The sequence below is a fragment of the Stieleria mannarensis genome (genome assembly GCF_014154935.1).
Lineage (GTDB): Bacteria > Planctomycetota > Planctomycetia > Pirellulales > Pirellulaceae > Stieleria > Stieleria mannarensis.
Genome location: NZ_JACEHH010000008.1, coordinates 146188 through 170130, shown reverse-complemented (window position 1 = coordinate 170130; position 23943 = coordinate 146188). Strand labels below are relative to the sequence as shown.

17 protein-coding genes are annotated in these 23943 nt (G+C 59.9%); 10 read left to right on the top strand and 7 right to left on the bottom strand.

Going from position 1 to position 23943, the window contains the following annotated elements; all coding sequences use genetic code 11:
- Positions 1-6 precede the first annotated feature (6 nt).
- Positions 7-975 (top strand): exopolyphosphatase, encoded by a 969-nt coding sequence (locus H1B37_RS07815; protein WP_182866076.1) that lies wholly within the window; start codon positions 7-9, stop codon positions 973-975.
- Positions 976-1237: 262 nt separating this feature from the next.
- Here the strand turns inward: H1B37_RS07815 and H1B37_RS07810 are convergent, their stop codons facing one another.
- The 3 genes from H1B37_RS07810 to H1B37_RS07800 all read right to left on the bottom strand — a co-directional run bounded on the left by H1B37_RS07810 (position 1238) and on the right by H1B37_RS07800 (position 5173).
- The gene (locus H1B37_RS07810) at positions 1238-2578 is read right to left on the bottom strand and encodes an enolase C-terminal domain-like protein (RefSeq protein WP_182866075.1); all 1341 of its coding nucleotides are present in this window, start codon (positions 2576-2578) and stop codon (positions 1238-1240) included.
- A 29-nt stretch (positions 2579-2607) separates the two neighbouring features.
- Positions 2608-4050, bottom strand: a complete 1443-nt coding sequence (locus H1B37_RS07805; protein ID WP_353620802.1) for a sulfatase family protein — start codon at positions 4048-4050, stop codon at positions 2608-2610.
- A 211-nt stretch (positions 4051-4261) separates the two neighbouring features.
- A complete protein-coding gene (locus tag H1B37_RS07800; RefSeq protein WP_182866073.1) occupies positions 4262-5173 on the bottom strand; it encodes a hypothetical protein in 912 nt (303 codons plus the stop codon).
- A gap of 175 nt (positions 5174-5348) precedes the next feature.
- On the opposite strand from H1B37_RS07800, the gene H1B37_RS07795 reads away from it, so the two are divergent.
- From H1B37_RS07795 to H1B37_RS07785, 3 genes are all read left to right on the top strand, one after another.
- Positions 5349-5969, top strand: coding sequence for an RNA polymerase sigma factor (locus H1B37_RS07795; protein WP_182866072.1), 621 nt, complete (start codon positions 5349-5351; stop codon positions 5967-5969).
- The gene (locus tag H1B37_RS07790; protein WP_182866071.1) at positions 5966-8758 is read left to right on the top strand and encodes a serine/threonine-protein kinase; all 2793 of its coding nucleotides are present in this window, start codon (positions 5966-5968) and stop codon (positions 8756-8758) included. Before H1B37_RS07795 ends, H1B37_RS07790 begins: the two co-directional genes overlap by 4 nt.
- A gap of 82 nt (positions 8759-8840) precedes the next feature.
- Positions 8841-9806 (top strand): hypothetical protein, encoded by a 966-nt coding sequence (locus H1B37_RS07785; RefSeq protein ID WP_182866070.1) that lies wholly within the window; start codon positions 8841-8843, stop codon positions 9804-9806.
- A 171-nt stretch (positions 9807-9977) separates the two neighbouring features.
- Here the strand turns inward: H1B37_RS07785 and H1B37_RS07780 are convergent, their stop codons facing one another.
- On the bottom strand, positions 9978-11663 hold the full coding sequence (locus tag H1B37_RS07780; protein WP_182866069.1) for a glycosyltransferase family 8 protein: 1686 nt from the start codon (positions 11661-11663) through the stop codon (positions 9978-9980).
- 211 nt (positions 11664-11874) lie between these two features.
- Positions 11875-14013 (bottom strand): prolyl oligopeptidase family serine peptidase, encoded by a 2139-nt coding sequence (locus H1B37_RS07775; RefSeq protein ID WP_182866068.1) that lies wholly within the window; start codon positions 14011-14013, stop codon positions 11875-11877.
- A 251-nt stretch (positions 14014-14264) separates the two neighbouring features.
- Here H1B37_RS07775 and H1B37_RS07770 point away from each other — a divergent pair, with 251 nt between their 5' ends.
- The 3 genes from H1B37_RS07770 to hemA all read left to right on the top strand — a co-directional run bounded on the left by H1B37_RS07770 (position 14265) and on the right by hemA (position 19134).
- Complete coding sequence (locus H1B37_RS07770; protein WP_182866067.1) at positions 14265-16919, top strand: ComEC/Rec2 family competence protein; 2655 nt, start codon at positions 14265-14267, stop codon at positions 16917-16919.
- Between the two features lie 101 nt (positions 16920-17020).
- Positions 17021-17857, top strand: a complete 837-nt coding sequence (locus tag H1B37_RS07765; protein ID WP_182866066.1) for a cytochrome C assembly protein — start codon at positions 17021-17023, stop codon at positions 17855-17857.
- Entirely contained in the window at positions 17857-19134 is a 1278-nt protein-coding gene (hemA, locus tag H1B37_RS07760; RefSeq protein ID WP_182866065.1) for a glutamyl-tRNA reductase, read from the top strand. The genes H1B37_RS07765 and hemA overlap by 1 nt, the downstream gene beginning before the upstream one ends.
- A 6-nt stretch (positions 19135-19140) precedes the next feature.
- On the opposite strand, the gene H1B37_RS07755 is transcribed toward hemA, so the two are convergent.
- Positions 19141-19566 (bottom strand): hypothetical protein, encoded by a 426-nt coding sequence (locus H1B37_RS07755; protein ID WP_182866064.1) that lies wholly within the window; start codon positions 19564-19566, stop codon positions 19141-19143.
- 30 nt (positions 19567-19596) lie between these two features.
- Positions 19597-20148: an SMC-Scp complex subunit ScpB gene (gene scpB, locus H1B37_RS07750; protein ID WP_182866125.1), complete on the bottom strand. Its 552-nt coding sequence runs from the start codon at positions 20146-20148 to the stop codon at positions 19597-19599.
- A gap of 392 nt (positions 20149-20540) precedes the next feature.
- On the opposite strand from scpB, the gene H1B37_RS07745 reads away from it, so the two are divergent.
- From H1B37_RS07745 to H1B37_RS07735, 3 genes are all read left to right on the top strand, one after another.
- Positions 20541-21188, top strand: a complete 648-nt coding sequence (locus tag H1B37_RS07745; protein ID WP_182866063.1) for a hypothetical protein — start codon at positions 20541-20543, stop codon at positions 21186-21188.
- Positions 21189-22334 (top strand): cysteine desulfurase family protein, encoded by a 1146-nt coding sequence (locus H1B37_RS07740; protein WP_182866062.1) that lies wholly within the window; start codon positions 21189-21191, stop codon positions 22332-22334.
- Between the two features lie 100 nt (positions 22335-22434).
- A complete protein-coding gene (locus H1B37_RS07735) occupies positions 22435-23544 on the top strand; it encodes a helix-turn-helix domain-containing protein (protein ID WP_182866061.1) in 1110 nt (369 codons plus the stop codon).
- Positions 23545-23943 lie beyond the last annotated feature (399 nt).

Below are 23943 nucleotides of genomic sequence, written 5' to 3'. Positions count from 1 at the left end.
GGGCACATGACCAACACACAACAACGATACCGCTTGCTGACCCGAAGTGACTTTGACGGACTCGTCTGCGCGTTGCTGCTGAAAGAGTTGGACATCCTCGGCGAGATCAAATTTGTCCATCCCAAGGACATGCAGGACGGCGAGATCGAGGTGACCGAGAACGATATCCTGACCAACCTGCCCTACGTCCCAGGCTGTCACCTGTGCTTCGATCACCACAGCAGCGAAGAGATTCGTAACGAAGGCGAACAAGCCGAAAACTATGTGCTGTCGACCAGCGCCGACTCTGCCGCACGCGTCGTGTACGACCACTTCGGCGGACGTGAACGGTTCCCGAAAATCAGCCAGGCGATGATGGAGGCGGTGGACAAAGCCGACGCAGCAAAATTCGCCGCCGACGAGATACTAAATCCTCAAGGTTGGGCGCTGCTCTCCTTCCTGATGGACGCCCGGACCGGATTGGGACGCTTCCGCAGCTTCCGCGTTTCCAACTACCAATTGATGATGGATCTGATCGATTGCTGCCGCGATCTGGATATCGAAGACATCCTGCTGTTGCCGGACGTCCGCGAGCGTGTTGAAATGTACCAGCTGCATCGTGAGCTGGCCCAGGACCAACTGAAACGGTGTGGCACCGTTCACGACAACCTGGTCGTGTTGGATTTGCGCGAGGAAGAAACGATCTATGCAACCAACCGGTTCGTGATCTATTCGGTCTTTCCACAGTGCAACATTTCGATCCACGTGTTGTGGGGCAAGCAAAAGCAGAACACGGTGTTCACGATCGGCAAATCGATCCTGGATCGATCCTGCCGCACCGATGTCGGCGAGCTGTGTTATCAATATGGCGGCGGCGGACACGAAGCGGCCGGCACCTGCCAGGTCTCGCACGACCAGGCCGAGCAGGTTCTGCAAGAGTTGGTCACCCGCATCAACGCCGACCAACACGCCGGTGTTACTCCGGTCGAGGTCTAAGCGGACGGCGACGTCAACGGCGACACAAATCTTGTTGCCTGAAGGGCATACAAATCCGTAGCCTGGGGCAAGCCGCCGCCCAAGCGTAGCGAGGCGGCGCCGCCCCAGGAAAACTCACGATGCGAGTGGTTATTCATGCCCACCGATCCGAATGACATCCGCGGGTTCGCGCTGCCATCCGTGGGCATTTCTATCAAGCCCCAGGCCACATTTTTCTGCCCCCCATTTTTCTGTCATCCTCCCCGACCGTTCATCCCACCATTCAATCCATCTCAAACGCCACGCCTTTCTTCGCCGCACTGCGATTCTTCCAGACCTCCCCGTCCGGGAACCGGTGTTGCTCGATGAACGCGGATCGAAACTCCAATCCCCAGCCCGGTGCCGTGGGCGTCACGTAGCATCCGTCGCGGACTCGCACCGGTTGCTCGACCGCGTCTTGCAGGAAATCGATGTACTCGACCAATTGCGTCTGACAGTGGCCCGACACCGCGATCTGATCCCACATGCCGTAATGCTGGATCATGTTGCACAGCGCGATGCCGCCGCCGTGGGGACAAACCGGCACGTTGAACTTGGCCGCCATCAGGAGGATCGCCATCACGTCGTTCACGCCGGCCACGCGCACCGCGTCGATCTGGCAGTACCCGATCGCCCCGCTTTTGAGCAATTGTTTGAAAATCACTGGTGAAGCCGCCTGTTCGCCGCAGGCCAAATCAAACGAGGCGTCGGCGAAGGTTTCGGCCAATTCGACGTAACCGAGCACATCGTCGCGGGCGATCGGCTCTTCGATCCACTTCAAATCGAACGGCCGATACCGCTCGATGTGACGCTTAGCCTGGTCCAATCCCCAGTACTGATTCGCATCGACCATCAAATCAGACGCCGGACCGATGGCATCGCGCATGAATCCGATCCGGCGAATGTCTTGATCGGAATCGCGTCCGACCTTCAGCTTGAACGCATCGAATCCCTGATCCTGAAGCTTCTGGATCGTCGCCAGGATTTCGTCATCGCTCAGCCCCAGCCAGCCGGCGGTGCAATAGGCTCGGGGTCCCCGCTCGGCCATCTCCGCCTCGCGCCCCGTCACGTGGGGCCGCGTCTTTTGCAGCAGCGCGAGCGCTTCGTCGCGCGTCAGCGCATCACCGATGTTGCGCCAATCGATGCAATCGGCGACGAACTCCGGTTCCAGATCGACCAGCAATTTCCAAAGCGGTTTGTCGAGCGACTTGGCCCACAAGTCCCACATCGCGTTGAGCACCGCGCCGGCGGCCATCCGAAACACGCCGTCGTGCAACCAACGCAGTTGATGGTGATCGATCAGCCGCCGATACAGCTTGATCGGAGCGGATGAAAAATCGTCCAAGCTGGTGCCGACGATCAGCCGGCACAGGTCTCGGATGCCGTAGCAAATCCAATCCGTACCCGCGCCGACGGTGAACACGACCGACACGCCCCGCAGCCCCGCGTCGGTTTCTAAATGCAGCACGGCCGAGGAGTAATCCGGCGCCTTGTGAAACGGGTCCGAACCGAGCATTTGGTCCGACGTCGGAACCCGAAGATCGATGACTTCGGCCGACGTGATGGTGATCGAGGGATGATTCATAGAGTCATTTAAAAGTAACAAGTTGGTGTCTAGCCGTCAGGCGACTCGCGGGCGCTGTCCCACCGACGACGGTCCGGACGGGAGGTCGTCCCCGATGAATCGCTCGTCCGCGGCGCATTCAACCATTCGTCCAACTCCACCGTCAACGACGCGACCAAATCCGGATGCTCGTCCAGGACATTGAGCCGCTCATAGGGATCCGCTTCGACGTCGAACAACTCCACCGGCTTTCCGCGAAGCGCGAGCAATTTCCACTTGCCCCGCTTCGCAACTTCGGTCGCATACGGTTTCGGTTTCGGGTAATGCCGTTGAAGTCCGCGATACAAATCCATTTGCCAGAACACCGTGCCGCGTTCCTCCGCGCTCGGCGGACGACCACCCTTGACGTGATCCAACAAGCTGAGTCCGTCGATCGACAAGTCATCCGGCAGTTCGACGCCGGCCGCCGCGCAGAAGGTCGGCAGCAAATCGTTCGTGTGTCCGAACGCATCGGTGGTCTTGCCGGCCGGAATCGCCGCGGGCCAGCGGACGACCATCGGCACGCGGATTCCGCCCTCGTGCAAGTCTGTTTTGCCGCCTTTCAACTCGCCGATGAAACCTTCATAGGCCGCTCCGTTGTCGCTGGTGAACAAGACCAGCGTGTTCTCGGCGATGCCAAGTTCGTCAAGCTTTTTGAGAATCTGCCCGACCTTGGCGTCCATGTGTTGGACCATCGAACGGAAGCGATGCTGGTCATCACTGATCTGCTTGGCCGCGGTGCCGGACCAGTGCGGTTCCGGCGCCGGTTCATAGGGCTTGTGGGGCACCAACCACCACAGGTTGATGAAGAACGGCTGCTCCTCGGCAGCGAACGACTCGATCATCTCGATCGCGAAGTCCCCGTTGGCGTCGGTCAGGTGTTTCGAGAAGTACGGGTCATCTTCGCCGACGCGTTGGTCGTTGCGCAGCAACACGGTTCCACCTTTGCGGAAGAGCGTTCGCTCGCGGCCCATGCGTCCGCGCACGGGCTGTTGTTCGATCTGAGTCTGATAGAAATCGAACCCGTGCTGACGCGGTCCCGGCTGATCATTCAACCGTTTCCCGTGGTCATTCACGTGCAATCCGCCCAGATGCCACTTGCCGACATGGGCGGTGTTGTAGCCGGCACCGCGTAACAGTTCGGCGACAGTCGTCGCCGCCTCGGGCAGCCATCGATTGACGTCATTGAAATGTTTGGTGATCCCGAACCGCAGCGGATAGCGACCGGTCAACACCGAAGCTCGCGTGGGCGAGCAGACGGCCGAACCGGCATAGAACCGGGTGAACTTCATCCCTTGCTCGGCGAGTCCGTCCAGATACGGCGTCTTGACCGCGGGAGACCCAAAGCAGGACAGATCCCCATAGCCCAGATCGTCGGCCAAAAGCAGGATAATGTTCGGTCGATCATCGGCAACCGCACCGCGATCGGACGACACAACACCGAGAACAACCATGACGCAGCAAAGCAGACAAACAAGACGGTTCATGGATTCGAATTTCATTCAAGTATGTTTTGTCCGGAGACACTTCCCATTCTGGCGGCTACCCCCATTGAACGGCCGATCCACCAGCAGAGTATAACCCTCCGCCGCCGTCTCGATGACATCCGTGGGTACGCCTTGCCATCCGTGGTTTTTTCATTTGGGACCGGATTTCAGCTGCATGTCACCCCACCAAATCGCGGGCCGCCACCATGCGAGGGGCGTAAAACAACGCCCGTCGATCGTTGAACAGAAACTCGCCCAACTTTTCCAGAATCACCTGCCGGTCGTTTCTTTGAAAATTGACGTCCACCAGAGCGTCAAGGTACTTCCGAAACGTCGGCGTGATGCTTTTTCCGGCTTTCGAGCGGCTGAATCCGAGTTGATGCCAGGTGAATTCCGGCTGGTAACCGAAGGCGCACAGACCGATCAGCTCTCGGGCGAAAACGCGCGGGTTTCGTTTTTCGTCATCAAAGAACATGTGGACGTTTGCTCGAAAGAACTCCTTCCACGCATCCTTGCATTCGTTCTTGTCGAAATTGGACCTGAGCACCGCGACCCGGTTCACTTTCATTCCGTGGGTCCTTTCCCAGTCGTCTCGCTCCTCTTCGGTGAGCGCGAGTTTAAAATGCTGACCGGCCGTCGTGGCACCGATAATCAGTGTGTCGTTCAGAATCGGGCTCCAGCACTTCTCGCTCAGGATGCTACCGATCTTCGTGACACGACGAGGCTTTTGCGGTCGATTCGTGCAGTGGGGATTCTTCAAATAGTTCGATTTGGCCTCAAAATCACGACGAAGGAATTCAGCCCGAACGATCTTTCGCGTCGCTTCGTCCTGGATGCCGTTGGCGGCGGTGACGCCGAACGCGCGGACCAGCGGTGATTCGGTGCGGATCTCGGTGCCGCCCAGCAAGGTCAACTGGAGAGCGTTGGTGGCCGTCGCGGTGTACAGCTTGTACGCGGCGTTGATCAATTTGGTCAGAATGTCCTCTTGCGTCCAATCTTCGACAAACCTCGCGTACCACGCATTATGGCGGCGATAGTCGCGTTTGAGCCCATCGGTAAACTGTCGGATGAATTGATCATGTGATAACACGGAAAGGTTCCTCGCAAGACGCGGATGCGGTACGGTGATTCAGTTCGACTTTGCGGGCCCAGTTCCTATACTTAGGCCCGGTGCCGGCGGTCGTCTTGGCAGGTACTTCCGTGAGATTTCGCAAACCTAATGGCGATTCTCTCGTTTTTCGAAAAATTGTTTCCCTGCGGCTGTCGTGAGCGAACCATCTGACCTTTCCACCAGTGCAACGCTACTCGGGCAGCTGCGATCTAGACCCGACGATTCCGCGGCATGGCGCCGTTTCGAATCCCGCTACGCCCCGTTGGTTTCCGCCTGGTGTCGCCGTTGGGGGATGCAACGTTCCGATGCCGATGACGTGGTGCAGGAAGTCTTGATGGCTTTCTCGCGACAAGCTGCTTCGTTCGAGTACGACGGCCAACTCCGCTTTCGTGGCTTTCTGCGAACCATTGCCCGTCGCGCCTGGGCCGACCTGTTGACCAAAAAACAGCGTCAGGCGATCGCGACCGGCGATACGGTTGTTCATCAGTTGCTCGAGCAGCACGGCGACGGCGATCAATTCGCCGAACAGTTGGAGGCCGAATGGAAACGCGAATTGCTTGAGAAAGCCATGCTGCGGGTCCGCGATCGAGTGCAGCCGAAAACCTGGCAAGCGTTCGAGCAACTGACGCGACACGGGCGTTCCGGCGAACAGGTGGCGGAGTCGTTGGACATGAAGGTCGGTGCCGTCTGGGTTGCCAAAAGTAAGGTCAAAAAGATGCTGCAGGAAGAGGTCGCGATCTTGGAGCAAGCCGACCTGCTTCGGCCGGGTCCATGATGATCGACTGCCCCACCGAAACATCGCTGCGGATGCTATTGAGCGAGGGCATCGATTCGCTCCGTGATGACGTGGGCGACGGACTGATCGACCACGTCGGCCAGTGCCGGTCGTGTCAGCAGCGATTGGAAAAATTGGCGAGCGCTGACGTGTCGATCGACCACCAGCTGGAAACCCTGTTGGGCGATCAGCACCTCGCTTGGCCAACCACCGGTGTCAGCACCGAGCTGAATGCTGACGCCACTGGCCGAACAGAACACACCCGATCGGATCGCTCCCCGACGGATCCCGCCGACGAACCGACCTTGGCCCTGACCCTCGACAACCAGTTGGGAGCGAAAGCGGTCACCGCCGGCAACAAATCCGACCAACACGCTTTCGTTGGCGAGTTCGGCGATTATGAATTGTTGCGACAAATCGGTGCCGGCGGCATGGGCGTGGTCTTTAAGGCGCGTCAAAAAAGTGCCAACCGCATCGTGGCGGTGAAGCTGATCCGGCCCGACCAACTTTCCCTGTTGACTTCGGAACGCGCGGAGACCTGGAAAAAGCGTTTCCGCGGCGAAGCCCAAGCGGCAGCGCGGCTTGACCATGACCATGTCGTGACGATTTATGATGTCGGCGAAGTCGACGGCACGCTTTTCTATTCGATGCAATTCATCGACGGTCCCAGTCTGGCATCGGTGGTGCAGGACAGTCCGCTGGAGAACCGACGCGTCGCTGCGTTGATGGCCAACGTCGCCGGTGCGGTCGATCACGCGCACCGACACGGTATTTTGCACCGCGACCTCAAGCCACAAAACATCTTGCTTCGCGAAAGCCGGGTGTCGTCGTCGTCATCCGCGGCCACGCTCTCGTCCGGTGCCACGTCCAAACCTGATGTCGCCGCAGGAGATGCGTCCGAGAGTCGAAATGTTGAACCGACCGCCAAACCCTCCGAACGCCCCTACGTGGCGGACTTTGGTTTGGCCAAGGCGACCGACCAGGACATTGCCGACAGCACGCAGACGGGCGAGGTGATGGGGTCGCCTTCGTTCATGTCGCCCGAACAGGCCCAGGATGCCTCGCGCTGCACCCAATCCAGCGACATTTACAGCTTGGGCGCGACGCTCTATTTCTGCCTCACCGGACGGCCTCCCTTTCGATCCGCGTCGGCGATCGAAACGTTGCGGCAAGTCATCGACGAAGAGCCGGTCGAACCTCGTGAACTGAACCGGGCGATCGATGCAGATTTGCAAACCATCACGCTGAAGTCACTCTCCAAGGAGCCTGCCAAACGCTACGCGTCCGCCGCCGACATGGCCGACGATTTGAACCGCTACCTGCGCGGTGAACCGATCCTGGCCCGCCCGGTCAGCCGCGTGGAACGATCGATTCGCTGGTGTCGCCGGAATCCCGTCGTCGCGGCGTTGGCGAGCGGCATCGCGATGTTGCTGTTCTTGGTCGCGACGATTTCACTGCTCTCGTCGATCCGGCTACGTCAACATGTTCAACGTGAAATCCAAGCTCGGAAAGAAGCCGAAGAATTCTTTTCGATTTCACTCGACGTGATCCACGAGATGGTCACAAGCTATGCCAGTGATTCGCTGGAACATGTTCCGCAAATGCAGACGGCGCGACGCGAATTGCTGCATCGTGCCTTGTCGTTTTATGAACGCTTGTCGCTGTCGCGGCCGACGAATCCGCAGCTCTGGAACCAGTACGCTCGGACACGCTATCGGATCGCGCTTCTGCACAGCTTGCTGGGCGAAACTCAGCAAGCCCAACTCGCGTTCCGTGACGCGATCGCGGTGCTCGATTCACTGATCGAAGCATCGCCGCTGGACATCGACTTGAAGGTCCAATGGGCTCGGTCGCACGCGATGCTCGGTGAGACGCTTCGCATCACCGATCCCGAATCGGCCCGCATGCATCTCGATCGTGGGCTCTCCCTGCAAACGAAACTCCATCAGCGGTTCCCGGAAAACACCGAGTACAAGCTTGAACGCAGTCGAACGTTGAACAACCTGGGACTGTTGTTGACACAGACAGGGGAGTTTCCACGCGCAGAAGACGACTTCCATCGCGCGATCGGGTTGCTGCAACAGTTGGTCGATGCCCCGTCTGTTCCGTCAGAGGACCGATCGCGCATTCTGGCGGACCTGGCCCGATCCCAAATCAACTTGGGCGTGCTGCTGCGAAAGATTCCAGGCCGAGTCGTCGGTGCACGGGAATCCTACGAGCGGGCGATCGAAAACCTCAAGCAATCGCTCGCGTTGGAGAGCGACCACCGGGATCATCAATTTCGTTTGGCGGTGGCCGAAGTCGACTTGGGGAACTTGCTGCTGACGGAAACCGACGGTGAAAACGAGGCGGCACTCGAGTATGCCACCGATGCGGCACAGCGGTTCAGGGAGTTGTTCGATGAGTTTCCCGGGGTTCCAAATTACTTGTATGAATCAGCCAACGCGGGCAATAGCGTGGCCGGGTCGCTCGCAATGCTCGGTCGCCGGCAAGAGTCGATGAGCGAGTTTCAAAATGCCGTCGGGCGGCTGGAAAGGATGACGGACAAGTTTCCCGAGTTTGCCGAGACCGAAGCCCGTTTCCACAGCTTGCGGGGACGCCTGTTGGGCGGCATCGGATACTTGCATTCACAAAACGGCGACTGGGACACCGCCAAACAATTCGTCGATCAAGCCATCGTCAGCCAGCGCGCCGCACTCCGTCGGCAACCACGAAATCCCGAGATTCAAGACTTCCTGGACCAACACCTCGCCTTTGAAAAGTCCGTCTCGGAAAGATTGAACGATTGATCCCAGGATGCCGATATCAACGATGTGTTCGGTCACCGGTCGCGAAGGCCATCCATTGACTCTCGCTTAAGATCCCTTGGAAATGCGCCACCGGGGCAACCGAAACGTTGGCAACCTTCTGTTTGCCAGCACACTTGTGTGGTCGCTGGCGGCGCTTCCGACCGCGGACGCTCAAATTGTGGTCGGTGACAGCGGAGTCGGCTACATCGATTCCGCCGTACTGGGAAATCAAGTCCGGCTTCGCTTTGACGCCGCATTCTCCAGTCGCTTTGCCGACCGAGCCGAATTCTTCTATGCCCAGTATGGTGTCGCCGGTGCACCCGAACTGGAACGCGGCATCGACAATCACCAAGAACTCGCCACGTACCTTGAATGGCATCGCTGGGACTACGTTTCCCTGTTCGCCGAACTCCCGTTTCGATGGATTGATCCGGTGGTCAATGACAACACGGGAGGCTTGTATGACATCCAAGCTGGATGCAAAGCCTCGTTGCTGGAGACTGAAACCACGCTTCTTACGGCGCAGCTGCGAGGGTACTTTCCAACCGGGGACGCAAGGAAGAGTCTGAGCACCGATCACGTCAGCCTTGAGCCGGGGTTGTTAAGCCTGCTTCGGCCCAGCCGCAATGTGACGGTCGAGTCGGAGTTGCGGTATTGGATCCCGATCGATGGCTCAACGGCTCCCCCGCTCGACTCAAACGGCCAGCGGCGAGACTTTGCCGGCGAGGTACTGCGGTATGGACTCGGTGCCAGCTACAAGGCCTACGACGATTCGCGTTTGCATGTTTCCCCGGTTGCGGAAGTCGTCGGTTGGCACGTGTTCAATGGACTGCGTAGTGATTCGACCGGTCAACGAAATTCTGCGGTCAACGACGCCATCGTGAACTTCAAGCTGGGCGCGCGGTTTTCGATCAAGTCAAACCGCTGCGGCAGCCGGTCTGCCACCAGCCAATCCCCCACAAGTTTGTATGTCGGTTACGGAACCGTGCTGACCGACAGCAATTGGTACAGCGACATCGTTCGGTTTGAGCTGCGACGGTCTTTTTGAATGGAAGGCGGATGCGTGCGTGGATCGTAATCGGGGATCCGTGGGGACGCTTTGCCATCCGTGGGTGTCGTTGGCGGTGCTGATTTTGGGATGCCGGGGGACGATCGGGGCGATCGTCGGGAGCAATTGGGGACAATGGCTCTACACTGGCGGAGCTATTGGGGACACTGGCTAGGCGGCGTGTTTGGCGGTGTCGGGGCGGTGGGGGAAAGGGTGTTTGGACTCGCAGAGCAGCCACTGCATCGGGCCGGCGCGACGCTCGCCGAGCACTTGGGCTTGGCGGGGCTGGCTGAGATTGGCGAGTTCGGGAAGCGACCAGTGGTTCGGGCGTTCCTCGTCCAGGATCGCGTCGATCACGGTGACGTCATGCGTGGCGGCGAATTGTTCGTGCAGCCGCTCGCAAATTCCGGGGCGGAACAGGTCGTGTGTCTCGATCAGGAAGTCGCTTTCGGCAAACGCTTCGGCGGCGCGCTCGTTGACCAACAACTCCGCCTCGCCGCCTTCGATGTCACAAATCACCAAACCACGGCGGCCAAACAAGTCGCCAAACATGCATTCGGCTTGAACGACCAGGCGGTCCGCCACGCCGTTGGCCGCCGCCATCTCGGCGATCGCCGCCCGGGCTTCGCGCTGCAGTTCGTACGCCAACACCTGCGCATCCGGCCAACGCATCGCGCATCCGATCGCGTAATAACCTTCCGCGCCGCCGACGTCGATGATCACCGGATAGTCTTTGGCAAGCAAACGTTCCAACACCGGTTGCAATTCGGCTTCGTACGTGCCCAACAACTTCGCCGCCAACGTGCTGCCGTGCGAGTAGGCTTCGGGGTAACACAGCCCGGTAAACGGACCGCGCCGGACCGTCATCTCGCCGGCAAACTGCAACACCATTTCTCGATCACGGGCCTGTAGCATTTTTCGTCGCATCTGACGTTCGGCCGCAGCCTTGTCACGTCGCTGCTGGCGAATCCGACGACGGCGGTTGCGATACGCCGCGGCGATTCCGCGTTGGTACCAACGACGTTTCTTTTGCGGACGGTTCGGGAGTTCGAATCCGGCATCGCGAACCACCTCGGCCAGCTGCCAGAATTCATCGGCGAACGGATGCGGACGCCAGGTTTGCCAGGGCTTGGATCCCTGGCCGCTGAAGTGAATGACAGGTGGATCGGGTGTCGGCAACGGCAACGCATCGGGACCGGAAAAGAAACGGTGCGTCACGTTGTACTCGGGCGCCAGACGCGTCCAACCGCCGGCGAACTGGACCGCCAAGATGTCTTGATCGGGATAGACCCATCGATCGGGATCCTGCATCACCTTGTCCAACATCGCTTCGCTGGTCCGCTTCGAGCGCCAGGTGGCCAGGTCGATCGCAAGCACGCCGCTGTTCAGGTACGCCGATTCGGGCGGCAACCCCAGTCGTTCGACCGCCGGATGAGCTTCCGGAACGGCCGCCAAGCCGGAATCACCCAGGTCCAGGTTGAACAATTCGTCCAACGGTCCACGGACCAACGTGTCGCCGTCCAGGTAGACCACGCGCTCGATTTCCGCCGGCAAGATCTGCGGCAGGGCCAGTCGGTACAAAACCGAAACGTCCCAATCGGAATGCTGGGCGAACTGGCGTGGGAACTGGTCACCGACGCGGTGGAAGGCGACCGAGGCGCCGTTGGCGTCGATTAACTTGCCGATGTCGGATTGATCGGCGTCGTGGAGGTCGCCGTCGTGGACGATGTGGAATTCACAACGCCGGGTCTGGGACCGGATCACCGACAGGATGCTGACCAGCGCGAACGGGATGAAGTCTCGGTTGATCGTGTAGACGAACCGGAACGATTCGCTGGGTGTCCGCGGGCAATCCATTGGCGCGTTTTTTGGTGGCAGGGGTAGTGGTGGGGTAGGCTTCTCGTACTTTATCAACCGGAGAATTCAGTAGCGGAAGTCGCCAAGACTTTCGGCGATTCGCCGAGGAAACCGAAACTCTTGGCGAGTTCCGCTACCCCGAACGAGAACTGACAGGCTGGAAGCCGATCCCACTCGTGCCGATAGCAAATCGCCGGGATTGCCGGCAATGTCAGTTCAGGTTTGCCTTCAAGAATGCCCAAAGGTCGGCGTATTGGTCGATCTGTTTGCTGACCGGGGTTCCCGCGCCGTGTCCGGCTCGGGTTTCGATGCGGATCAACGTCGGGTTGTCACAGGACTGGGCCGCTTGCAGGGCCGCGGCAAATTTGAAACTGTGACCGGGAACGACGCGGTCGTCGCGGTCGGCCGTCGTGATCAGGGTCGGCGGATAACACGTCCCGGGCTTCAGGTTGTGAAGCGGCGAATACGACAACAAGTTCTCGATCTGGTCCGCTTCATCGCTGCTGCCGTACTCGGTGACCCAGGCCCATCCGATCGTGAATTTGTGGTAGCGGAGCATGTCCATCACGCCGACCGCGGGCAAACAGGCGCCGAACAGATCGGGCCGCTGGGTCATGACGGCACCGACCAACAACCCACCGTTGCTGCCGCCGCGAATGCCCAGTCGGCCTGACGTGGTGTATCCGGCATCGATCAGGTGTTCCGCCGCGGCGATGAAGTCGTCGAAGACGTTTTGTTTTTTCAGCCGCATGCCCGATTCATGCCACTCGCGTCCGTACTCTCCGCCGCCACGCAAGTTGGCGACCGCGTAAATCCCGCCGGCGTCGACCCAGGCGGCGTTGGCCGGTGAGAACACGGGGGTCAGCGAAACGTTGAACCCGCCATAGGCATACAGCAAGGTTTGATTGCTGCCGTCCAGCTTGCTGTCTTTGCGACGCGTGACGATGATCGGGATCTTTGTGCCGTCTTTACTGTTGCAAAAGATCTGTTCGGTGACGAAGGCGTCCAAATCCAAGTCGATCTCGCTTTGTCGCCACAGTGACGTCGCTTCGGCCGGAGAGTCCTCGGTCAAGTCGACTCGATAGATCGCTCCGGGTGTGACGTAGTTGGTGAAACTGAAGAACGTCTCGGTCGCATCCTGGTGACCACCGAACCCGCTGACCGTTCCGACACCGGGTAAGTCGAAATCACCGATCGGTGATCCGTCGATCGCGTATCGGCTGACGTGGCTGCGGGCATCGCGGAGGGCGTCGACGTAGAACGTTTCGCCGAACAGGCTGACCGATTCGATCACATCTTCGGACTGGCCGATCACTTCTTTCCAATGATCACGCTCGGGCGCGCTTACGTCGACGGCGATCACACGTCGCCGCGGAGCCTGGTGATCGGTCAGGAAGTACATCGTATCGTCGATCGAACCGATGAAGTCGTATTCGAAATCGAATCCGGTGATCAGCGGTTTGACTTCCGAATCGGCATCGCGGAGGTCTTTGACGAAAACCTGTGACTTCGGCTCGCTGCCTTTCCAATTTTGGATCACCAGGTAGCGTCCGTCGTCGGTAACGACCGGTGAAAATCCCCATTTGGGATGATCGGGACGTTTCAGGATCAACGGGTCCTGGGTCTGGTCGGTTCCCAGGGCATGAAAATGCAAGCGTTGGTTTTCGTTCGTGCCGGTCAATTCGGATCCGGCTTCGGGTTCATCGTAGCGGGCGTAAAAGAACCCGCTGTTGTCGGGCAACCAGGCGACCGAGCTGAATTTGACCCAGTGGACGACATCCTCCAGGTCCTTGCCGGTGGCCACGTCACGGACTTTCCAGGTCCGCCAATCGCTACCGCCGTCGGCCAAGGCGTATGCGATCAACGAACCATCACGGGTCAACACCGTTCCGGCCAGCGCGACCGTGCCGTCTTCGCTCAACTTGTTCGGGTCGATCAACACCTGGCGCTCAGCCGACAGCGAATCGGCCATGTACAAGACGCTTTGGTTTTGCAGGCCGTCGTTGTGAGAATAAAAGTAACGCTCGCCGCGACGACGTGGGATGCCATAGCGTTCATAGTTCCACAGTTTTTCCAACCGCTGTCGCATCGGTTCGCGCTGGGGAAGCGATTGTAAGTAAGCCTGGGTGACTTCGTTTTGTGCCGTGACCCATTGTTCGGTCTCCGCACTCTCGGTGTCTTCCAGCCAACGATAGGGGTCGGCGACTTCGATGCCGTGGTACGAATCTTGGACGTCCGTCGTTTCAGTGACGGGATACTTCAACTTGGTTGCGGTGACTTGTGCGTTCAAAACGGAAACGGCCGATAGCAGAAAAAGGAGGGACGTGATCGCTCGCGTGGGTTGATTCATGACGGTGGGTTTCACGATTGGAATGGCGTTGCGATGGAAAGTTCTCTTCAGGGGGTGCCGGACTACTTCATTGCCAGTCGCGACTGGTCTATTCTAACGGCAGAGGGCAACTTTGACGTCGCCACTTTTGCCGCAGAAGGTCGTGCGGATCATTCGGTCAGAACTTTTGATCGTTTGCGACCGGGGAGTGTGGACAATCCCGGGGGGACCAGCTTCTGGCGAAGGTAGCTACGTTGGGGCGGCGAATCCTGTTGATTGCCAGCACGCTAATGGGAGCGACCGGGGTGAACGCGGCTTGGAGGCGACGATCGCGGCTGCGGCAATGGATGCAGCGGGACTGGTTGCATCTGGACTTGCTCCAGCCCGGCGGACGATTGGTGTCGATGCTGCACCGGTTTCCATTTCTCATCGCCAGCTGCTTCGCGGCGCTGGGAGTGGTTTGTGATGCGTGGTGGTACGCCTCGTTTTGGACCAGCGTGACGCGCTGGTTGTCGATCGCCGCGGTGGCGGGCTTGTTGCCCCTGGTGATCGATCACGTGCTGCGTCCCTCCCGCTCGGGAGCGTTCCGATTGGTTCGCGCGGTCCGTTGGACGTGCACCGCGGTCTTGTGGATGTGTTGCTTTGGGGCGTTGCACGCGTGGAGCGAAACATCCTATCGCGGCGCATCGATCATGGCGTTGGTCGATCAATCTGACCAGCCGATCGTGGTCCGCGGTCGACTCGATCGCACGGTTTCGCTGCGCCGCAATCCGGTTTCTTACGGCCGCTGGGGTGATGATCAATCGCCATGGCAAAGCCAATTGACGGTTGAGCTGGATCAACGCCGTGGGGCGGACGGTTATGAAGCGATCGACGGCAAGGTGTTGGTTTACGTTGACGGGGACTTGAGCAGATTTCGCCCCGGGGATCGGTTGGAGATCTACGGTTGGCTGCGTCCCTTTGACGGTCCGACCAATCCTGGCGAAAGCGACTTGCGTCCTTCGTATCGACGCCGCGGGCTGCACGGGCGAATCGAGACGAAGCACGCCGGTGCGATCACGTTGCTGGATCCATCGCCCCACCCGATCGCATCGGCGGTCGCGGCGATCGCCACTCGGGGGCGTGAATCGTTGCTGCGTCACACCGATGACGTGACCGGTCCGTTGGCGGTCGCGTTGGTCGTCGGCCAGCGTGAATTTGTGGACCCGAAGACACGCGATGCGTTGTTGGCGACCGGCACGGCACATCTGCTGTCGGTCAGCGGGATGCACTTGGCGATTCTGGTGCTGGTGGTGACCTGGATCGTTTCCGCACTGGGGCTCCAGCCGCTCAGCCGGTTTGTGGTGATCGTGGCGATCAGTGCGTTGTACGTCGCGGTGACAGGTGGTCGTCCGCCGGTGATGCGGGCGGCGATCTTGATTTCGATGCTGTTGTTGTCGACCTGTGTTCGGCGGACGTCCCAGCCGATCAATACATTGGGCGTCGCGGCGTTGCTGCTGATCTTGTTGAACCCCATGAACGTGTTTTCGGTCGGGGTTCATCTGTCGTTCTTGGCCGTGATCACGTTGATGTTGGCCGGGCGACCGATCGCCCCGGGTTCGATGCGGTCGGAAATGGAATTGCAACGTGAAACCGGTTTCCAAACGCTGGTCGAAGCGTCGCAGAGCCGCTGGGTCCGCAACGTCAAGACGGTCACCCGGTTCTTCGGCCAGATGGCCTGGCTGAGTGCCTGCGTGACGGCCGTCAGTTTGCCGTTGGTGTGGTCGAACTTTCATCTGGTGTCGCTGGTCAGCGTGTTGACCAACGTGTTGGTGTGGGCCGGATTGATGTTGGCGTTGCCGGCCGGCGTGTTGACGGTGATCTTGGATCCCGTTCACAGTTGGTTGGGCATGATCCCCGGAACGGTCTGTCACCTGGCCTTGCGATCCATGTGGTGGATCATCCAATGGACGGCGAGTTGGCCGGGCGGGCACCTGTGGCTGCCGGCACCACCGACCGCCGCGGTGGGACTGTTTTATGCGGTGATGGCGGGGTCGTTGATTTGGCGGTCGCGGCCAGCGGGTTGGTTTCGCTGTGGCTGGGTGGTGGCGTGGGGATTGACGGTTTTTGTGGTGTCGACGCGTGTCAGTCCGCTGCCGCCGGGCTCGCTTGAAGCCACCTTCATTGACGTCGGCCACGGGACCAGCGTGATCGTGCGGACGCCCGACCGAAAGGTGTGGTTGTATGATTGCGGTCGGATGGGCAACCACTTCGGCACCAGTCGCGACATCGACACCGCGTTGTGGTCACTGGGGGTGACACACCTGGACGGGGTGTTTCTTTCGCACGCCGACGCGGATCACTACAACGCGTTGCCGGCGATCTTGGATCGGTTTTCGGTCGACCAGATCATCACTCCGCCGGCGATGCTCCGCGGCGATGACGCCGCCCTTGCACCGGTTCGAGCGGCGATCGAGCGGCACCAGGTTCCGGTGCGCGAGGTTTGTGCGGATGATCTCGGGTTGATGGTGATGCCGGCGGGCATGACGGTGTTGCATCCGCCGCGAGGCCGGATCAGAGGCAGCGACAACGCGAACAGTTTGGTGTTGCGAATCGACCATCGCGGCGGGACGCTGTTGTTGCCGGGGGATCTGGAGCCGCCGGGGACCGGAATGCTTGCCTCACGGACTCGGCCGCCGGCCGGCGGCGTGTTGATGGCACCCCACCATGGCAGTTTGTCGATGGACGCCGACGTGGTGTTGGCTTGGGCACGTCCGCGGCAGACGATCGTCAGCGGCAGCCGTCGGGCGGCGCGGACGGAAGTCGAAACGATGTTGTCGGTGACCGGCAGCGGCGTGCACATCACCGCCCGCGTCGGTGCCATTCGGGTGCGACTGGATGACACCGGAAAAATCGGCATCCGAACATGGCGGAAGCGTCCTTGGTGAGCCCCCGTCGGCCGGTCGACTCTGGCCATTTTCACGCCGATGTGTACCATGACAGGCTGCAACGTGTTTGTTTCGGGACCGCTTTTGGAGCCAAATCGCCCGTGTTGGGAATCCTTCACCAGATTTCTATCACCTGTTTTTTCACCAGTTATCTGGTGGCGTTGCTGCTGGAACTGACGCGGCTTGTCGGCCAATTCCGTTTTCGCACCCCGGCCGTGTTGGCGATGATGGGCGTGGGCCTGTTCACCCACATCAGCTACCTGTTTTTGCGGGCCGTGGATCTGCCCGACGATGACGGCCGGGGGCTGTTGTCCAGCTGGGCGGAGTGGTCGCTATTGTTGGCGCTGGGGTTGGCGATCTGTTTTTTGATCGCCTATGTCCGCCGCAGCGACACGATCATCAGTTTCTTTTTTCTGCCGCTGATCTTGCTGACCATCGGCCTGGGGATTTGGATCGGCGGCTGGGAGCGGTTCTCTCGCACCGAAACCGCCAACGCGTGGCGATCGATTCACGGGTTGGCAATGATGGTCGGGACCGGCGCGGTGTTGGTCGGTTTTCTGGCCGGGGTGATGTACCTGGTGCAATCCTGGCGGCTGAAACACAAACGTGCCGGGATGCGCGGATTCCGTCTGCCGACGCTGGAAACGCTCGACTGGGCCAACCGACGAACACTCGTGATCAGCACCGCGGCGGTGGGCATCGGCGTGGTTGCCGGGGCGATCATGAATTTGAATCAAAACGAGCACTTTGAATGGTCCGACGGCGGAATTCTGTTGTCCCTGGTTCTGTTTCTGTGGCTGTTGGCGGCCACGGCGATCGAGTTTCTGTATTCGCCGGCCAGCCGAGGTCGAAAGGCGTTCTACATGACGTTGGCCAGCCTGGGCTTTCTGGTCCTGGCGCTCGTCGGCGTCATCTTCAGTTCACACGGGGTGGGCTGATGAAACTGCAAATGATCGGCTGCAGTCACCACGACTCGGCCGTCGAATTCCGCGAACGGGTTGCGTTTTCGGGCGACCAAATCGATTCGGCCTTGGACGAGTTTCGACGACGGTTTCCCAAAGGCGAACTGGTGCTGCTGAGCACCTGTAACCGCACCGAGCTGTACACGACGACCGACGAAGAGTTCTCGCTGGACCGGGATGCCGTGATCCGGTTCCTGGCCGAACAGCATCAGCTGCCGGCCGATGAAGTCGTCGAGCAGATGATCTATCGCAGCGGGCATGATGCCGTCGAACACCTGTTCACGGTCGCATCAAGTCTGGACAGCATGGTGATCGGCGAATCACAAATCCTGTCGCAAGTCAAACAGGCATACGATTTGGCGTGTCAATCCGGATCGGCCGGTCCGCTGACGCACGCGGTCTTTCAAGCCGCCAACCATGCCGCCAAACGGGTTCAAAACGAGACGGAGATTCATCGCCGCCGGGTCAGCGTTCCCAGCGTGGCGGTGGGCGAAGTCGTCCCCGAGGTGTTCGATTCGCTGGTCGGCAAACGGGTGTTGATCTGCGGCGCCGGAGAGATGGGCGAAGAAACGCTCCGCTATCTGATCCAGGCCGGTGCGGATGACATCGTGGTTTTGAACCGATCGTTGGAACGAGCCAAGGGGCTGGCCGATGCGTTTTCGATCCGATACGCCCCTTGGGAGAGTTTGTTGGATCAAGTCGTGCAAGCGGACTTGATGGTCGGCACGACGGCGGCGACCGAACCGATTTTGACGTACGAGCAGTACGCCAAACTGCGGCCACAGCGACGCGACCGAGTGCTGTTGGTGTTGGATCTGGCCGTGCCGCGAGACTTCGACGCCCGGCTGGACGATTTCCCCAACCTGTACCTGTACCAGATCGATGACTTACAGGCGGCGTGCCAGCGGAATCGGCACGAGCGGGAAAAGGAATGGCCCAAAGCGCAGCGGATCATCACCGAGGAAACGCAGCGTTTATTGACCGATTTGAATCATCGCGCGACCGGTCCGGTGATCAAACGATTGCGGCAACATGCCCAGCAGATCAAACAGGACGAACTGGAGCGGTTGCTGCCCAAGTTGCACGCCTTGGGCGGCGAACCGGCGATGCAGAAAGAGATCGAGAAATCGCTTGACCGGTTGATCAACAAGTTGTTGCACCCGCCGCTGTCGTCATTAAAAGAAGATGCGGCCGAGGGGCATCAAAAGGGGCTGGTCAAGGCGTTGCGGGAGCTATTCCGGTTGGGGGATTGATCGAATTCAATCCCATTCTTCGTCGTCGCCCTCGTCGTCCCAGTCGTCATCGTCATCGTCGTCCCAGTCATCGGCTTCATCGTCGTCGAAGTCGTCTGATTCTTCGTCGTCATCGCCGAAGTCGTCGTCATCCTCGTCGTCGACTTCTTCCCAGTCGTCGTCCTCTTCATCGTCCCCTTCATCGTCGTCGTCATCTTCATCCTCGTCGTCGTCGTCGTCGATGTCGTCCCAGTCATCGTCTTCGTCGTCGAAGTCATGATCGCCTTCATACAGATCATCTTCTTCGTCTTCGATCACCGCCAGCGGCGTGTCGAGCACCGGATCGACGGGGAACCACGGCAACGAATCATCGACCAGATGATCTGTCGTCGGCGCGGGAGAGGATGCGAACGGGTGGGTTGGGGTGACCGATGCGAAAGCAACAAGGCTCACGACTGACTCCTTCGTAGATGTCGAAACTGCTTAGCTCGAGTGTTCTGGATCAAATGGTTCTGGGTCTATTTCTTCATCTTCTTGCAACGGTTCCCAATTGATCGGCGGCAGGGCGTCGCCGGAGGGAAGTCCAAAAAGTTGTAAAAATTGCTTTGTCGTATCGTAGAGATAGGGTCGACCGAGCTCTTCGCTCCGCCCGGAAATTCGAATTAAATCGCGTTCCATCAGCTGCCGCAACAACTCCCCGCAAGCCACACCGCGAATTGCCTCGACGTCGGCGCGTGAAACCGGACCGCGATACGCGACAACGGCCAGCGTCTCCATCATCGGCGATGATAACCGAACAGCTGAAGGTAAATGTCCCAGTCGGGCCAACCAAGGGGCATAAGCGGCGCGGGTTAACATTCGAAAACCCCCGGCGACCTGCTCGATCCGGATCGATCGACCCTGGTTGTCGTAAATCTGATTCAAGCGGCGGACAAGTGTACGGGTCTCGGTACCATCCGCCAAGTGAGCCAATTGGGCCAGTTTTCGCGTGGTCAACGGCGTTTTTGCGAGCAACAAGACCGCTTCCAATCGCATCCGGCGAATCGTCGGATCTTCATCCTCGGCCGCTTCGGCCGGCGATGGCCCCTCACCTTGCACTGCCCGGTCGACCGTAACGCCGGGAAAAAGAACATCGTAGGGTCGCCGTTTGGATTTCGCCGGGCCGGTCGCTGCCCGGCCGACTGCCGCCCGCCTCGGCCAGGGGCGTCTGCCGCCGGTCGACATCACAGCGTGCATTCCCGGCGATTTGCGAAGCGACGTCGATCGATACATGGCATAAACTGGTGGATGCTGTACTTTGGCTGTAACTTTGATGGTTCGCCCAAACATCCCCAATGGATGGCATCGTGTCCACGTCGGTCTCTTCCACCCGCTCACCCCATCCGCCGCGTCGCTCCCGCAAAGGGTCGCGCCGCTCACTGATCATCGTGTGCACGGTTCTGAGCCTATTTTTGGTCGCGACCGTCGTGGCGATCAAGGGCAATGTGTCGGGGACCGAGTTTGCCCCCAGCCATTTCCAGACCCGCCAATTCTCGTTTTACGAGATCCCTTTTTTGCACCTTCAAATCACCCCGATCACACGTCGGGACTCGACCGGGCCGCTGGCGCGTCAGATTCGGGCCAAGGGTTGGATCACCGTGGTGCGGGGAAAAAAGCCCAGCGGTTGGCATTTGGTCTCGCTCCGCCGAGGACCGACCAGCACCCCCGCAGTGGCCGGTTTGTTGACCGACACGATGCAGTTGCAAGATTCCGGCAGCCCGTTCTGGGTCAGCTGGAACAACGATCATCCCAACCGGGCGTCCGTCTTGTGGCCGACCGTCCAACGGTTGGCCGAACGGGAGTTGTATGTGATGCTGCCCGAGCTGTTTCAATTGGCTCGAACCTTACCCGGCCAGGACAACGCCGCCGAATTGACCGCCGCGGTCGATCGCTGGCTGGTCGACCAATATGTGATGTTGGTCAACGATCTGCGGGACGCCGACCGCGCCGATTTGGCCGACGACTTGCTAGCCGAAGCGCGACGTGACTACCCCGCCTCGCAACAACTCGCGGATCTCGACAGCCGTGGCGGGTGAATGATTTATCTGGACAACAACGCCACCACCGCGATCGACCCGCAAGTCGCCGACGTGATCCACGCCGAGATGCTCCGCGGGCCGGCCAATCCGTCCAGCCAGCACGCCATCGGCCGCGGCTGCAGCGATCGACTGGACGAAGCCATCCAGCGGATCGGGGCCTGCATCGGCAGCGACCTGTCCGTGCCCGGCGGCGCCCGTTTGATCACGACCAGCGGCGGCACCGAATCAAACAATCTGGCGTTGGCCGGTTTAGGCAAACCCGACGCGCCGCTAGTGGTCAGCAGCATCGAACACGCCAGCGTGATCGGATTCGCCCAGCAGGCTCAAAAGCAAGGCCGACGCGTCCATTTTCTGCCCGTTACCGCCGGCGGCGTGGTCCGTGTCGACGCGCTCCGGGAAACGCTTACCGATCTGGCCGGCCAACAAGCGGTCGTCTCGGTCATGTCGGCCAACAATGAAACCGGTGTGGTCCAGCCGATCGTCGACGTCGCTGAGGTTTGTCACGCCGCGGGTGCATTGTTGCACGTCGACGCGACCCAATCGATCGGCAAACTCCCCGCCACCATCGCCGACCTCCCCGCCGCGGCGATCACCCTCACCCCGCACAAATTTCACGGGCCGGCCGGTGTGGGGGCGCTGTGGATCGACGCCGGAATCAAACTTCGCCCCCTGCTGTTTGGTGGGGAGCAACAGCTGGTCACCCGCCCGGGAACCGAGCCGGTCGCGCTCGTCATCGGGATGGCCAAAGCGCTCGAAATCGCTGTGGAAAACCAGTCGGCCAGCTGTCAGCAGATGGTCAGCCAACGGGATCAATTCGAAACGACGCTACGCCGCGAATGTGCCGGGTTGTTGATCCACGGCGAGAACGAAACCCGTTTGCCGGGAACGAGTTGCGTTTCGTTTGCGGGCACCGATCGGCAGTCGATGTTGATGGCGTTGGACTTCGCCGGGGTGGCCTGCAGCAGCGGATCGGCGTGCAGCAGTGGCAGCAGCCCTCCGAGCCATGTTTTGCTGGCGATGGGCTGCCCCGAATGGGCGGTCGGCAGTGCGATCCGGTTCAGTCTGAGTCGGTTTTCCACGGAGGAAGAAATCGTCGAATCGGCTCGCCGTATCTGCCGTGTTTACAATAGGTTAAGATCCTAAGACTTTGTGGAAAACTAAGTGGAAAACTGACTTGAAAATGTTGGTTTTGGGGTAAAATGTCAGCGGGCGTGAATCATCCATCGTCAACCGATTTGTTTCCGTGAATCCCTCACCCGCCGCACCGAAGACCGAGACGTTTCCGCTGGAGCGACCGTTGTTGCGCCAGCGGTCTCGCGACGCGAAGCTTGCCCGGCAACGCGCCGCGGCATCGCTCCCGTTCTTCATCAGCGGCGATGAAAACCGGCTGGCATCGTTTGTAGCCCAGTCCGATCCGTCGATCGCGATGTCGCAACCGATCCTGATGATCGGTCCGACCGGATGCGGCAAAACGACGTTGGTGTTGCATTTGGCGGCCCGCATCGCGGCGTCGCTTTCACTCGGCGGTGACGCCAGGGCGGTGAAGTACTTGCTGGCATCGGACTTCGCCCGCGAGTATGCCGAAGCGGTGGCGGCGGACGACTTGCCGCCGTTGCGGGAAACGATCGACGACGCGGCGGTCTTGGTGATCGATGACTTGGATTCGATCGCGGGCAAGAAAGCCGCCCAAGACGAATTGTCCAATCGCATCGAACGACGCATCGCCGCGGGCAAGCCGACGCTGATTGCAAGCAAACGGCTGCCTTCGGAAATCCGTTCGATCCGCCCCCAATTGGCCAGCCGCTGCGTGATCGGGTTGACCATCCCGATCGCTTACCCCACCGCTGAATCCCGATTGACGATCCTTCGGGAACTGGCGTTGCTCCGCGGTTTGGAGTTGTCAGAGGATTTGATCGGATTGCTCGATGCCGGCTTGCGGAGCGACATCTCGGTGTTGGCGTTGGACTCGGCGATCAAGCAAGTCGACTTGTTTTGCCGGATGAACCAGTCGCCGCCGGACGTCGCGGCGGTGCAATCGGCGATCAACGCTGCCGGTCAACGCTCGGAGATCGATCTGGGCCAAATCACTCGCATCGTGGCCCGGATCTGGGGTCATCGGACGAAGGATCTTCGCAGCGGATCGCGAAAACAATCGGTCGTCCGCGCCCGTTCACTGGCGATGCTGCTGGCCCGCAAATTCACTTCGTCCAGTCTGGACAAGATCGGTGCCTACTTCGGCGGCCGCGATCATTCGACGGTCCTGCACGCGATCCGCAAGACCGAAACGCTACTCGAGCAGGACGCGGACCTGAGTCGAATGATGGTCGAAGCCACCGAAAAACTGGCCGCCTAGCCGACGCCCGCTCGCAAGCAAAACTCTTCCCGGCGTGTTGATTTATTCCAATGCAAGGTGGCAATGCCAGCCCGACGCGTGAGCAATGCCAGCCCGACGCGTGAGCGAGGGGCAATGTCCCTGGGGTCTGTCCCCAGCGGAACCATTCTGAGGGAGACCCACGGATGGCAAGGCGTACCCACGGATTTCAGACCGCTCTCCATCCGTGGGTACACTTTGCCATCCGTGGTCAAAATCCATTCCGGTGGTCCGGGTCTGTCCCCGGCGGAGCCTGTCCCCGGCGGAGCCTTCCGGTGGCGGAGCTTTTTTTGAGCTTTTTTGGATGTGGAAAACCTGTTGCTGACCGGTCGGTGGACTGACGACCGGCGCGTCGGTCGATTCGTCCTCGTCCCACCCGCC